The organism is Cupriavidus sp. FW305-46, assembly GCF_058787075.1.
Map to the genome: position 1 here is coordinate 1 of NZ_JBYSZI010000031.1, position 13,339 is coordinate 13,339.

10 protein-coding genes are annotated in these 13,339 nt (G+C 67.3%); 9 read left to right on the plus strand and 1 reads right to left on the minus strand.

The genetic code is table 11. From position 1 onward, the window contains the following. Positions 1 to 83 precede the first annotated feature (83 nt). The 6 genes from hrpA (at position 84) to AC3WON_RS16430 (ending at position 9,016) form a co-directional block, all read left to right on the plus strand. Positions 84 to 4,121 carry an ATP-dependent RNA helicase HrpA gene (gene hrpA / locus AC3WON_RS16405; protein WP_492352269.1) on the plus strand — a complete coding sequence of 1,346 codons (4,038 nt, stop codon included), beginning with the start codon at positions 84 to 86 and terminating at the stop codon, positions 4,119 to 4,121. Positions 4,122 to 4,274: 153 nt separating this feature from the next. Further along, a complete protein-coding gene (locus AC3WON_RS16410; protein ID WP_492352270.1) occupies positions 4,275 to 5,273 on the plus strand; it encodes a YVTN family beta-propeller repeat protein in 999 nt (332 codons plus the stop codon). An 18-nt stretch (positions 5,274 to 5,291) separates the two neighbouring features. Further along, positions 5,292 to 6,152, plus strand: coding sequence for a polysaccharide deacetylase family protein (locus tag AC3WON_RS16415; RefSeq protein WP_492352271.1), 861 nt, complete (start codon positions 5,292 to 5,294; stop codon positions 6,150 to 6,152). After that, positions 6,152 to 7,126 carry a sterol desaturase family protein gene (locus AC3WON_RS16420; protein WP_011615615.1) on the plus strand — a complete coding sequence of 325 codons (975 nt, stop codon included), beginning with the start codon at positions 6,152 to 6,154 and terminating at the stop codon, positions 7,124 to 7,126. The genes AC3WON_RS16415 and AC3WON_RS16420 overlap by 1 nt, the downstream gene beginning before the upstream one ends. 153 nt (positions 7,127 to 7,279) lie before the next feature. Then, complete coding sequence (locus AC3WON_RS16425; protein WP_492352272.1) at positions 7,280 to 8,179, plus strand: EI24 domain-containing protein; 900 nt, start codon at positions 7,280 to 7,282, stop codon at positions 8,177 to 8,179. A gap of 12 nt (positions 8,180 to 8,191) precedes the next feature. Beyond that, complete coding sequence (locus tag AC3WON_RS16430) at positions 8,192 to 9,016, plus strand: competence/damage-inducible protein A (protein WP_492319900.1); 825 nt, start codon at positions 8,192 to 8,194, stop codon at positions 9,014 to 9,016. Between the two features lie 71 nt (positions 9,017 to 9,087). On the opposite strand, the gene AC3WON_RS16435 is transcribed toward AC3WON_RS16430, so the two are convergent. Then, a complete protein-coding gene (locus AC3WON_RS16435) occupies positions 9,088 to 9,552 on the minus strand; it encodes a rhodanese-like domain-containing protein (protein WP_010809453.1) in 465 nt (154 codons plus the stop codon). A gap of 452 nt (positions 9,553 to 10,004) precedes the next feature. Between AC3WON_RS16435 and AC3WON_RS16440 the strand changes: the two genes are divergently transcribed. The 3 genes from AC3WON_RS16440 to glnL all read left to right on the plus strand — a co-directional run bounded on the left by AC3WON_RS16440 (position 10,005) and on the right by glnL (position 13,321). Further along, positions 10,005 to 11,420: a 3-hydroxylaminophenol mutase gene (locus AC3WON_RS16440; RefSeq protein ID WP_010809454.1), complete on the plus strand. Its 1,416-nt coding sequence runs from the start codon at positions 10,005 to 10,007 to the stop codon at positions 11,418 to 11,420. Between the two features lie 142 nt (positions 11,421 to 11,562). Then, complete coding sequence (locus AC3WON_RS16445; RefSeq protein WP_492352273.1) at positions 11,563 to 12,138, plus strand: DUF4124 domain-containing protein; 576 nt, start codon at positions 11,563 to 11,565, stop codon at positions 12,136 to 12,138. Positions 12,139 to 12,142: 4 nt separating this feature from the next. After that, on the plus strand, positions 12,143 to 13,321 hold the full coding sequence (gene glnL, locus AC3WON_RS16450; protein ID WP_492352274.1) for a nitrogen regulation protein NR(II): 1,179 nt from the start codon (positions 12,143 to 12,145) through the stop codon (positions 13,319 to 13,321). Positions 13,322 to 13,339: the final 18 nt, after the last annotated feature.

The window sequence follows — 13,339 nt, forward strand, 5'->3', positions numbered from 1 at the left end:
CACGGGGGCGGCGGGTGAGGAGGCAGGCGCCGTCTGCGGCGCGTCGGTTCTGGCGTTCATCCCGCGGATTATAATCCCGGCCAATGTCAGAACAACGCCCCGTCAAGCCTAAACCACCCGCCGCGCCGCGCCAGCGCGCCGGTGCCGCTCAGCCAGCCTCCCCAACTCAGCCCCGGCCGGCCCCAGGCCCGGCCAGGAAGCCGGACGTCCGTGCGCAGCCAGCCGCTGCCCGGCCGGCCGGTGAAGCCGGGCAGCGCCCGCCACGCGGTCCCCGCGAGGCGCGTGCGCCGCGTGCGCCAAGGCCGGTCAACCCGCTGCCGCCCATCACCTTCCCGGAGGCCCTGCCGGTCTCCGGCCGCCGCGACGAGATCGCCGCGGCGCTGCTGGCCAACCAGGTGGTGATCGTCTCGGGCGAGACCGGCTCGGGCAAGACCACCCAGCTGCCCAAGATCTGCCTGTCGATCGGGCGCGGCCCGGGGCGCGAGGGTGGGGGGCTGATCGGCCACACCCAGCCGCGGCGCATCGCCGCCACCTCGACCGCCAAGCGCATTGCGCAGGAGATCGGCACGCCGCTGGGCGAGCACGTGGGCTACCAGGTGCGTTTCAACGACACCATGTCGTCGGGGGCGTCGGTCAAGCTGATGACCGACGGCATCCTGCTGGCCGAGACTCAGAACGATCCGCTGCTGCGCGCCTACGACACGCTGATCATCGATGAGGCGCACGAGCGCAGCCTGAACATCGACTTCCTGATCGGCTACCTGCGCCAGATCCTGCCGAAGCGCCCGGACCTGAAGGTGATCATCACCTCGGCCACCATCGATGCCCAGCGCTTTGCCCAGCATTTCGCCTCGGGCGACAAGCCGGCGCCGGTGATCGAGGTCAGCGGCCGCCTGTACCCGGTGGAAGTGCGCTACCGCCCGATCACCGAGGCCGTGCCCGCGGGCGCGCCGCGCAGCCCGCAGGCGCGCGAGCGCGACCTGTACGATGGCATTGTCGAGGCGGTCGACGAGCTGTGCCGCGTCGGCCCCGGCGATGTGCTGGTGTTCCTGCCCGGCGAGCGCGAGATCCGCGAAGCCGCCGAGGCGCTGCGCAAGCATCACCCGCCGCATACCGAGATCCTGCCGCTGTTTGCGCGGCTGTCGGTGCAGGAGCAGGAGCGGGTGTTCAAGCCGTCCAACGCGCGGCGCATCGTGCTGGCGACCAACGTCGCCGAAACCTCGCTGACGGTGCCGGGCATCCGCTACGTGGTCGATACCGGGCTGGCGCGGGTCAAGCGCTACTCGTACCGCAACAAGGTCGAGCAATTGCAGGTCGAGTCGATCTCGCAGGCCGCTGCCAACCAGCGCGCCGGCCGTTGCGGCCGGGTTGCCAACGGCGTGTGCATCCGGCTGTATGAGGAGTCCGATTTCGCCGGCCGGGCGCGCTTTACCGACCCAGAGATCCTGCGCTCGTCGCTGGCCGCGGTGATCCTGCGCATGAAGGCACTGCGGCTGACCGAGATCGAGTCGTTCCCGTTTATCGAGCCGCCGCTGGGCCGCGCCGTTGCCGACGGCTACCAGCTGCTGCAGGAACTGGGCGCGGTCGACGACGCCAACCAGCTTACCGGCACCGGGCGCCAGCTGGCCAAGCTGCCGCTGGACCCGCGCGTAGCGCGCATGATCCTGGCCGCGCGCGAGCATCACTGCCTGCGCGAGGTGCTGGTCATCGCCAGCGCGCTGTCGGTGCAGGACCCGCGCGACCGCCCGCAGGAGGCGCAGGAAGCCGCCGACCAGGCCCACCGCAAGTTCATGGACGAGAAGTCCGAGTTCCTGGGCTGGGTCAAGCTGTGGAAGTGGTTCGAGGACGCGGTCGCGCACAAGAAGTCCAACCGCCAGCTGCAGGACCAGTGCCGCGCCCACTTCCTTTCGCACCTGCGGCTGCGCGAGTGGCGCGACGTGCATTCGCAACTGCTGACCACGGTGACCGAGCAGGGCTGGCGCCTGAACGACAGCGAGCCCACCTATGAGCAGGTGCACAAGGCGCTGCTGACCGGCCTGCTGGGCAATGTCGGCTGCCGCATCGAGGATGGCGACGGCAAGGGCCGCGAATACCTGGGCGCGCGCGGCATCAAGTTCCACCTGTGGCCGGGCTCGCTGATCGCGCGCAAGGTCGGGCGCTGGATTGTCGCGGCCGAGCTGGTCGAGACCAGCCGGCTGTTCGCGCGCACGCTGGCGCGCATCGAGCCGGAATGGCTGGAGCAGGTGGGCCGCCACCTGCTCAAGGTCAGCTGGAGCGATCCGCACTGGGAAAAGAAGGCGGGCCAGGTGCTGGCGCTGGAGCGCGCCACGCTGTACGGGCTGGTGGTCTACCAGCACCGGCGCGTGCACTACGGCCCGATGAACCCGCAGGAAGCGCGCGAGATCTTTATCCGCCGTGCACTGGTCGAGGGCGAGTTCGACACGCGCCTGCCGTTCTATGCGCACAACCAGCGCCTGGTGCGCGAGATCGAGAACCTGGAGCACAAGTCTCGCCGCCAGGACGTGCTGGTCGACGACGAACTGATCTACGCCTTCTACGATCGCGCGATTCCCGCCGACATCTGCCAGCAGGCCAGCTTCGAGCAGTGGTACCAGGCAGACAGCGGCAAGGACCGCAAGCTGCTGTACCTGAACCGCGACGAGCTGATGCGGCACGAGGCGGCCGGCATCACCACCGACCTGTTCCCCAAGGCCATGAACGTGGCCGGGGTGGACATGGGGCTGACCTACCACTTCGAGCCAGGCAGCCACCGCGACGGCGTGACCCTGACCGTGCCGCTGTACGCACTCAACCAGGTGCGCCAGGAGCGCGCCGACTGGCTGGTGCCGGGCATGATCAAGGAGAAGGTGCACCTGCTGCTCAAGTCGCTGCCGCAGAAGCTGCGCCGCCACTGCGTGCCGCTGCCGGAATATGCCGCGGGCTTTGTCGCGCGCCAGCCGCTTGGCGAGGGCGAGCTGCTGGACATGCTGATCGCCGATATCCGCGAGCAGACCGGCACCATGGTCAAGCGCGCCGACTTCAAGCTGGAAACGCTGCCCGCGCACCATACGATGAACTTCAAGGTGGTCGACGAGCACGGCCGCCAGCTTGAGATGGGCCGCAACCTGGCCCAGTTGCGCGCCGAGCTGGGCGGGCAGGCGCAGCAGTCGTTCCAGCGGGTGGCCGCGCAAGCCGCGGCACAGGCGGCAACCCAGTCCCCGGAGCAGGCGGCGCCGCTGGCCGCGGCCGAGCCCGGCAAGTACGAGGGCCTGACCGGGTGGAGCTTCGGTGAGCTGCCCGAGCTGCTGGAGATCCGCAAGGGCAGCCAGACCCTGTTCGGCTACCCCGCGCTGGTCGACCGCTGCACGCACTGCGACGTGGAAGTCTTCGACGACCCGCAGGAAGCCGCCCGCGTCCACCACCTGGGCTTGCGCCGGCTGTTTGCGCTGCAGCTGCGCGAGCAGGTCAAGTTCATCGAGAAGAACATCCCGGGCCTGCAGCAGATGGCGATGCAGTACATGACGCTGGGCACGCAGGAGATGCTGCGCGAACAGATCGTGATGCTGGCGCTGGAGCGTGCCTGCATGCAGGCGCCGCTGCCGCGCAACGAGGCCGAGTTCAATGCGCGCAAGGACGAGGGCCGCACCCGGCTGTCGCTGCTGGCGCAGGAGATCGCGCGGCTGGTGGGGACCATCCTGGCCGAATACGCCGGGCTGCCGCGCAAGCTGCTGCAGGCCAAGCCGTTCGCCGGGCCTCATGCGGACATGGAAGCGCAGCTCGGGCGGCTGATGGGCGAGCGCTTTGTCGGCGAGACCCCGTACACGCAGCTGGTCCATTTCCCGCGCTACCTGAAGGGCATCGCCATGCGCGTGGACAAGCTCAAGGGCGACCCGGCGCGCGACACCCAGCGCACGCAGGAGATGGCGCCGCTGGTGCAGCAGTGGCAGCGGGCCGAAAAGCAGCTGCGCACCCAGGGCCGCGGCGGCGAGGACGCGCGGCTGGAGGAATTCCGCTGGATGCTGGAGGAGCTGCGCATCGCGCTGTTCGCCCAGGAGCTGCGCACACCGGTGCCGATGTCGGTCAAGCGGCTGCAGAAAGTGTGGGAATCGATGCAGCGCTGAGCGCCGGCGCGGGGCGCAATGCCGGGGCGAACCGAAAATGGTCGCTCCGGCGCAACAATCTGCCAAAATCTTGATCGAGTTCGGCCGCGGCGTCAGCGGATTTTCGTGCTCAACCGTTAGAATCGCCGGTTCAGTCTTCTTCTGGCGGGTCTTATGTTTGCGCTGCGGTTCGCATTGCGTCGTGTTGTAGCTGGTGGTTTCACGGTGGGCGCCCTGGCGCTGGGCCTGCTGGCCGCACCGGCATCGGCGGAAGTGGTGGTGATCCTGAATTCAGGTGATGCAACCGTCACGCTGATCGACAAGGATACGCAGAAGGTGCTGGAGACCTTCCCGATCGGCAAGGAACCGCACCACCTGATCGCAACGCCGGACGACAAGTCGCTGATCGTTGCCAACGCGGTCGGCAACGACCTGGTGTTCCTGGACCCGGTCTCGGGCAAGGTCCAGCAGCGCGTGCCCAATGTCGACGACCCGTACCAGATCGGCTTCTCGCCGGATCAGAAGTGGTTTGTCGCCACCGGCAACCGGCTCGACCGTGTCGACCTCTACCGCTGGGACGGCAAGGCGCTGAAGCTGGCCAAGCAGTTCCCGCTGGCCAAGACCCCCAGCCATATCGCCTTTACCGCCGACAGCCGCATCGCCTTCATCACGCTGCAGGACTCCAATGAGGTGGCGGCTATCGACCTGGTCACGCAGAACGTGATGTGGCGCATGGAAACCGGCTCGGCGCCGGCGGGCATCTGGGTCACGCCGGACCAGAAATACCTGCTGGTCGGCATGACCGGGGCTGATTACGTGGCCGTGATCGACTGGCGCACGCGCACGGTGGTCAAGCAGATCCAGACCGGCAAGGGCGCGCACAACTTCCGCGCGGTCGGCGACAAGCGCCACCTGTTCCTCAGCAACCGGGTCACGAGCAGCATCAGCATCATCGACCAGCAGACGCTGACCAAGGTCGGCGACATCACCGGCCTGCCGCCGGGCCCGGACGACATGGAGCTGACCGCCGACGGCAAGACGCTGTGGGTCACCTTCCGCTGGGCGCGCGCGGTCGGCCTGGTCGACGTGGCCAGCCGCAAGCTGGTCAAGACCGTGCGCGTCGGGCGCTCGCCGCACGGCATCTATTTCCGCACGCGCGCGCCGCTGTATTGATCGGGCAGGGCAGGAACCATGGATGACACCAGGGCATCGCGATCCGGACGGCTGGGCAGGCTGCTGGCTGCGCTGGCGCTTGCCTGCGGCCTGCCATCCGCGCTGCAGGCGGCTGACGCGCCCAAGCCTGCCGCCAAGGCGTGCCCGGCCGGCACGCTTTACCTGACCTTCGACACAGGCAGCATGAGCCAGGCGCAGCTGATCGCCGATACGCTGCGCCGCCACCATATCCGCGCCACGTTCTTCCTGGCCAATGAGCCGACCGTGCGCCAGGACAGTTCGCTAGACCCATCCTGGGCGCCGTACTGGAAGTCGCTGGTGGCCGACGGCCACGCCTTTGGCACGCATACCTTCGACCATGTCTACCTGCGCAGCGTGCGCGCCGGGCATGTGACCATGCGGCCGCAGTTCGGCACACAGGCGGGCAAGGACATGGCCATGGATGCGGCCGGATTCTGCCAGGAGCTGCGGCGCAGCGCCGACGCCTTCCACGGCATGACCGGCGCCGCCATGGTGCCGCTGTGGCGCGCCCCGGGCGGGCGCACCGCGCCGCAGACGGTGCAATGGGCCGAGCAGTGCGGCTTCCGCCACGTCGGCTGGGCGCCGGCCGGGTTCCTGGGCGACGAGCTGTCGTCCGACCGCTATCCCAACGCGGCACTGCTGGAACGCGCGCTGGCCAACCTGCGCGACGGCGATATCACCATGGCGCACCTGGGCATCTGGTCGCGCAAGGATCCGTGGGCGCCCGGCGTGCTGGAGCCGCTGCTCGCCGGCCTTGAGCGCAAGGGATTCTGTTTCGCGACGCTGCGCGAGCACCCGGCCTACCGCGACTGGATCGCCAGGCCGCAGCCAGTCGGGCAAAAGGAGGGCAGGCGCTGATGTGGGAGACGCTGAACGGCTGGATCGGCCAGGTCGAGGGCACGCTGTTCCAGGACGTGGTGCTGCCCGTGGTCTACGACCTCGGGTTTGGCCGCTATGCCGAGGAAGCCTTCACCGGCACCGAGTGGCTGCTGGTGGGCCTGGTGCAGATCGTGGTGATGGCATTGATCCTGGGGCCGCTGGAGAAATGGCGCCCGGTCGAGCCGGTATCCGACCGCGCCGGCATCCGCACCGATATCTTCTACACGGTGATCCACCGGCTCGGGCTGTTCCGGCTGGCCATGTTCTTCCTGCTCGCGCCGCTGACCGACGCCCTGGAAGGCGACCTGCGGCTGATGGGCTGGCACCGCATCAATGTGGAAGACTGGTGGCCGGGCGTGACCTCGGTGCCGCTGGTCAGCTTCTTTGTCTACCTGCTGCTGTTCGACTTCCTCGACTACTGGTACCACCGGCTGTCGCATTCGTTCCGCTGGTGGTGGCATCTGCATGCGGTGCACCACAGCCAGCGCCAGATGACGCTGTGGAGCGACAACCGCAACCACCTGCTGGACGACATGCTGCGCGATCTGGTGTTCGCGCTGGTGGCGCTGGGCGTGGGCGTGGAGCCGTCGCAGTACGTGCTGCTGGTGGCGTTGTCGCAGTTGCTGCAGAGCCTGCAGCATGCCAACGTGCGGCTGCACTTCGGCGCCATCGGCGAGCGGCTGCTGATCTCGCCGCGCTTTCACCGCACCCACCACGCCGTGGGCATCGGCCATGAGGCCGACGGCGCACCGGCCAAGCTGGGCGGCTGCAACTACGGCGTGATCTTCCCGTGGTGGGACATGCTGCTCGGCACCGCGGTCTTCACCGAGACCTACCATCCGACCGGCATCCGCGACCAGCTGCCGCCGCCGCTGGGCAAGGGCCACGACTACGGCGCGGGCTTCCTGGCGCACCAGTGGTACGGCATCAAGCGGCTGCTGCGGCTGCGCTGAAACGGCGGGTCTGGAGGCAGTCCTCCACCCGCGGCGCAACACGGCGCGCCGCGGCGGCAAGCGGCGTATGCTAGTGTTCCGGGTTGCCGCCGGTCCGGCCCAGTCGGACTTCTGCCGCGCCCGGCGCCTTTCCTCCTGTTTGCCTTCGACTGCATGAACGATATCTTCCGCTCGTTTGGCCGCGCGCTGGTCAGCCAGCTGCATCCCCGCATGCTGATGCTGACCGTGCTGCCTTTCGTCCTGGCCACGCTGCTGTGGGGCGGTCTGCTCTGGTGGGGCTGGGACCCCATCATGGGCGCCACGCGCAGCTTCCTGGAAACCTCCATCCTGACCAGCTGGATCTACAGTGCGCTCGACTGGTTCGGCCTGCAATCGATGCGCACCATCGTGGCGCCGCTGTTCGTGGCGGCGCTGGCGATCCCGCTGGTGATTGCCTCGATGCTGATGTTTATCGGCGTGTTCTCGGTGCCGGCGGTGGTGCGCCACCTGGAGCGCAGCTACCCGGACCTGGCCAAGGCCCATGGCGGCAGCATCCTGGGCAGCGTGCTCCAGTCGCTGGGCAGCACGCTGGTGTTCCTGGTGCTGGTGCTGGTGACGCTGCCGCTATGGCTGATCCCGCCGTTCTTTGCGCTGATCCCGCCGGTGCTGTGGGGCTGGCTGACCTACCGCGTGATGACGTATGACGCGCTCGCCGACCACGCCAGCGCCGAAGAGCGCAAGACGCTGGTGCGCCGCCACCGCACGCCGCTGCTGGTGATCGGGGTGGCGGTGGGGCTGCTGGGCTCGGCGCCGACGCTGCTGTGGGTGTCGTCGGCGGCGGTGATCTTCCTGTTTCCGTTCGTGCTGGCCGGCACGCTGTGGCTGTATGTGCTGATCTTTATTTTCTCGGCGCTGTGGTTCGGCCACTTCTGCCTGCGCGCTCTGGCGCAGTTGCGGGCCGAGCGCGCGGCGGTGCCGGCCCAGCCGCCGGTGCCTCAGCCGGACCAGCCGGCGCTTGACGGCGACGTCATCGACCTGGCGCCGAGCGACGTGCGCCGCATCGAAAACTCCTGAAGCGAGGGCAATATGGGTTTTGGCCTGATCGTCATTGGCGACGAGATCCTGTCGGGGCGGCGTGAAGACAAGCATCTGCGCCGCACCATCGAACTGCTGGGCGCGCGCGGCCTGGCGCTGGACTGGGCCGAATACGTCGGCGATGACCGCGCCCGCATCACCGCCACGCTGCGGCGCACGCTGGCCGGCCCGGACGTGGTGTTCTGCACCGGCGGCATCGGCGCCACGCCGGACGATCACACCCGCCAGTGCGCGGCCGCCGCGCTGGGCGTGCCGCTGGTGCTGCATCCCGACGCGCGCGAGCTGATTGCGCTGCGTATTGCCGAGACCGCCGGCGGCGACCCGGTCAAAGCCGACCTGAACCAGCCGGAAAACCAGCACCGCTTCAAAATGGGTGAGTTCCCCGAGGGCGCGCGCATCATCCCCAACAGCTACAACCGCATCCCGGGCTTTTCGGTCGGTCACCACCACTTCATGCCGGGTTTCCCGGTGATGGCATGGCCGATGATGGAATGGGTGCTGGACCACGACTATGCGCACCTGTTCCACCAGGTGCAGCAGCAGGAGCGGGCCTTCTACGTGTTCGAGGCGCCAGAGTCCACGCTGACGCCGCTGATGGAGACGGTCGAAGCGGCGCATCCGGGCATCCGTGTGTTCAGCCTGCCGTCGGTCGGCGACGTGCAGCGCGGCGACCGCTTCGCGCGCCGCCATATCGACCTGGGGGTCAAGGGCCCGGCCGACCTGCTGGCGCCGGCCTATGCGATGCTGCTCGCAGGCGTGCAGGCGATGGGGTTCGAGACCGTGGAGCAGCCGCCGCGCGAAGCGGCGCAGGCTTAAGGCGGCACGGGTCGCAAAAAGAAGAAGGGGCAGCCTTGGCTGCCCCTTCTCTCATCCTGGCCCGACCGCGATCAGGCGCCGTGCCACGGCAGTCCGCGCACGCACCAGCCTTCAACAGTCTTGCGGTGGTGGTGGTCGTCGCGGTTGCCCTCGAAGCCTTCCAGCACATCCATGGCGAAGTGGTAGCCGGCTTCGGTGGCCACGCGCGCGGCGTGCTTGGAGCGCGCCGCGCTGCGGCACAGGAACAGCACCGGCACGTCGGCCGGCACGCGTGCCCTCAGCTCTTCGACGAAGCGGGCATTCTGCGCACCGCCCGGATAGGACATCCATTCGACATGGGCGAACTGCGCGTCCGGCACGTCAACGCCGCCGACCCAGTCCAGCTCGGCCTGGGTGCGCACATCGACCAGCACGGCGGAAGGATCGTTCTGCAGCAGCGCAAAGGCTTCCTGCGGCGACAGCGCGCCGAAATACGGGAGCTGGTTCTGTTGTTGGCGCTGGCGGGCGGCCTGGAGGAGATCGTCTCGGGTGGTCATCTGCGTGACAAATTTGAGGAATGGAATTGGGGGCGGCAAAGCCGCAACACACTATTCTATAGCGCCGGGCCGATTCGAAACCTCATTGCCGGCTGCTGGGGCGTCTGATGACTGTTTTTGGTGCAAATGCACTGCTTCAGTGCGGTACCTTGCTGGATGCACCATTGTGGTGTTTCATTAGGGGGCGCTACGTCGGAATGCGTGTAACCGGTGCGCCACTCGGCAGTGGAGCCGCTGCTTTCCTTACGCCGCCGCGGTGCGCGGTTCGCCGACGTTGCACATTTTTCGGGCTGCCGGTGGCGGTGGGGCGTTTGCATGGCACGCTTTCTGCTAACATTCCTCGTCCTTTCGTGGCTGGTCGGGACGGCGCGGCAGAGCATGCATCGGCGCCGGTGACGACAGGCCCAAGAATTGGCTTTCTCAGACTTCCGCCGAATATCCAGGAGATTGGCATGGCCCACAGCGTTGCAGACGTGATGAAGCTGGTGAAGGAAAACGACGTCAAGTTCGTCGATTTCCGTTTCACCGATACCAAAGGCAAGGAGCAACACGTGTCCGTGCCCGTGTCGCACTTCGATGAAGACAAGTTCGAAAGCGGCCACGCCTTCGACGGTTCGTCGATCGCCGGCTGGAAGGGTATCGAAGCTTCGGACATGCTGCTGATGCCGGATTCGAACACCGCCCACATCGACCCGTTCTACGAAGAACCGACGCTGGTGCTGTCCTGCGACGTGGTCGAGCCGTCGGACGGCAAGGGCTATGACCGCGACCCGCGTTCCATCGCCAAGCGCGCCGAAGCCTACCTGAAGAGCACCGGCCTGGGCGACACCGCCTTCTTTGGCCCGGAGCCCGAGTTCTTCATCTTCGACGGCGTGACCTGGAACGTCGACATGCAAGGCTGCTTCGTGAAGATCCACTCCGAAGAAGCCCCGTGGTCGTCGGCCAAGGAATTCGAACACGGCAACAGCGGCCACCGTCCGGGCAAGAAGGGCGGCTACTTCCCGGTAGCCCCGATCGACACCTTCCAGGACATGCGTTCGGAAATGTGCCTGATCCTGGAATCGCTGGGCATCCCCGTTGAAGTCCACCACCACGAAGTGGCTGGCCAGGGCCAGAACGAAATCGGCACCCGTTTCAGCACGCTGGTGCAGCGCGCCGACTGGACCCAGATGCAGAAGTACGTGATCCAGAACGTCGCCCACACCTACGGCAAGACCGCCACCTTCATGCCGAAGCCGATCGTCGGCGACAACGGTTCGGGCATGCACGTGCACCAGTCCGTGTGGAAGGACGGCCAGAACCTGTTCGCGGGCAACGGCTACGCCGGCCTGTCGGAATTCGCGCTGTACTACATCGGCGGCATCATCAAGCACGCCCGCGCCCTGAACGCCATCACCAACCCGGGCACGAACTCGTACAAGCGCCTGGTGCCGGGCTTCGAAGCTCCGGTGAAGCTGGCCTACTCGGCCCGCAACCGCTCGGCTTCGATCCGCATCCCGTACGTGGCCAACCCGAAGGGCCGCCGCATCGAGACCCGCTTCCCGGATCCGCTGATGAACCCGTACCTGGGCTTCTCGGCGCTGCTGATGGCCGGCCTGGACGGCGTGATGAACAAGATCCACCCGGGCGAAGCTGCCGACAAGAACCTGTACGACCTGCCGCCGGAAGAGGATGCAAAGATCCCGACCGTGTGCTCGAGCCTGGACCAGGCGCTGGAGTACCTGGACAACGACCGCGAGTTCCTGACCCGCGGCGGCGTGTTCTCGAACTCGATGATCGATGCCTACATCGAACTGAAGATGGAAGAAGTCACGCGTTTCCGCATGACCACGCACCCGGTCGAGTTCGAAATGTACTACTCGCTGTAAGCGGCCCTTGCCCGGGAATGACACAGGTTGTGACCGGGCAACAGTTGCACCAGAAAGGGGCGGCTTCGGCTGTCCCTTTTTGCTTTGCTCGCTAGAATGGGGAATCGTGTTCCCACCCCCGTTCAAACCTAACGCCATGTTCATGGACGCCTCTTCACGCACGGCCTGCCGGACCCTGACCTTGCCCCGCTCTCTGCACCAATTTCGTCTCGGATTCCCTGTTCTGGTGAGTGCCGTGGCGCTGACGCTGGGCGCATGGGCCGGGCAGTCTGCCGCGCAGTCCTCGGACGTCTATGTCTGCACCGGGCCCAATGGCGTGCCCGAGTATCGCAATGGCAACGCCGGCAAGGGCTGCAAGAAGCTGAACCTGCCGGAGGTGGTGACGGTTCCGGGCGGGCGCATCGCTGCGCCGGCCAAGGGCGCTGGCAGCACCGCCGGCGCGGCGGCTGGAGGCACCAGCTTCCCGCGCGTGGACAGCGCCACGCAAAAGAGCCGCGACGGCGAGCGCCGCACGGTGCTCGCGCAGGAGCTGCAGGCCGAAGAGGCCAAGCTGCAGGCGCTGCGCGCCGAGTACAACAACGGCCAGCCGGAGCGCCAGGGCAATGAGCGCAACTATCAGAAATACCTCGACCGCACCGCAGCGCTGCGCGACGACATCGCCCGCAGCGAGGCCAATGCGGCGTCGCTGCGGCGCGAGCTTGGCAATTTGAAGGACTAGTCTTATGCGTCGCCTGATTCGCGGAGTGTCGCGCAAGGCCGGCGGTGCCGACGGCGCCCGTGGCGAATCGCCGGCGGCTGACGCGGCGCCGGCCGAAGGCAGCGCCCAGGTGCTGACCATGGGCGCCGTGGCGTTCCATGCCGGCCTGGACGTAATGGCCAACCCGGTGCTGCTGGTGCAGCAGCCGGGGCTGCGCGTGGTCTTTGCGAACCCGGCGGCTGAAGCCACCTTCGGCGTGTCGCGCAAGGGCATGGTGGAGCTGACGCTGCCTGACCTGTTCGGGCGTTCCGACGAGTTGCACAGCATGATCGACACCGTGGTCACGCGGCAGTTCGACGTGCGCCGGCAGGACCTGATCCTGCACCCGCCGCTGCAGGAGCCGGCCCATGTGCACGTGGTGATCTCCGCGCTGGAAGCGGTGGGCGACACCGTGGTGGTGGAAATCCTGCCCAACGAACAGAAGGTGCGCAGCGAACGCGAAGAGCGCATCCTGGACCTGACCTCGGCCAACAAGGAACTGATCCGCAACCTGGCCCACGAAATCAAGAACCCGCTGGGTGGCATCCGCGGCGCGGCGCAGCTGCTGGAGTTCGAGCTGCCGGAGCGCTCGCTGCGCGAATACACGCAGGTCATCATCAAGGAATCGGACCGGCTGCAGACGCTGGTGGACCGGCTGCTGGAGCCGCACCGGCATCCGCATATCGTGTCCAGCCTGAATATCCATGAAGTGCTGGAGCGCGTGCGCTCGGTGGTGCTGGCGGAGTTTCCCAACGGGCTGGAGATCGTGCGCGACTACGACGCCAGCCTGCCCGAGCTGCAGGGCGACATGGAGCAACTGATCCAGGCCGTGCTCAACATCGTGCACAACGCCGCGCAGGCGCTGGCCGACCGCATGGCGCGCGGCGATGCGCAGATCGTGCTGCGCACGCGCGTGGCGCGCCAGGTCACGATTGCCAAGCGCTTGTTCAAGCTGGCATTGGACTTGCATGTCATCGACAACGGCCCGGGAATTCCCGAAGACATCCGCGAACGCATCTTCTATCCGCTGGTATCGGGCAGGGATGGCGGCAGCGGACTCGGTCTCACACTCGCTCAAACCTTCGTGCAGCAGCACGAGGGCTTGATCGAATGCGAGAGCAGGCCGGGCTGTACCGACTTCCGCATCCTGCTGCCGCTGCACTAGCTTTTGCCGGCGTCCGCG

Bases quoted from the DNA above. Each gene is read 5' to 3' on its own strand.
- hrpA (WP_492352269.1), top strand. From the start codon at position 84: ATGTCAGAACAACGCCCCGTCAAGCCTAAACCACCCGCCGCGCCGCGC.
- AC3WON_RS16410 (WP_492352270.1), top strand. From the start codon at position 4,275: ATGTTTGCGCTGCGGTTCGCATTGCGTCGTGTTGTAGCTGGTGGTTTC.
- AC3WON_RS16415 (WP_492352271.1), top strand. From the start codon at position 5,292: ATGGATGACACCAGGGCATCGCGATCCGGACGGCTGGGCAGGCTGCTG.
- AC3WON_RS16420 (WP_011615615.1), top strand. From the start codon at position 6,152: ATGTGGGAGACGCTGAACGGCTGGATCGGCCAGGTCGAGGGCACGCTG.
- AC3WON_RS16425 (WP_492352272.1), top strand. From the start codon at position 7,280: ATGAACGATATCTTCCGCTCGTTTGGCCGCGCGCTGGTCAGCCAGCTG.
- AC3WON_RS16430 (WP_492319900.1), top strand. From the start codon at position 8,192: ATGGGTTTTGGCCTGATCGTCATTGGCGACGAGATCCTGTCGGGGCGG.
- AC3WON_RS16435 (WP_010809453.1), bottom strand. From the start codon at position 9,552: ATGACCACCCGAGACGATCTCCTCCAGGCCGCCCGCCAGCGCCAACAA.
- AC3WON_RS16440 (WP_010809454.1), top strand. From the start codon at position 10,005: ATGGCCCACAGCGTTGCAGACGTGATGAAGCTGGTGAAGGAAAACGAC.
- AC3WON_RS16445 (WP_492352273.1), top strand. From the start codon at position 11,563: ATGGACGCCTCTTCACGCACGGCCTGCCGGACCCTGACCTTGCCCCGC.
- glnL (WP_492352274.1), top strand. From the start codon at position 12,143: ATGCGTCGCCTGATTCGCGGAGTGTCGCGCAAGGCCGGCGGTGCCGAC.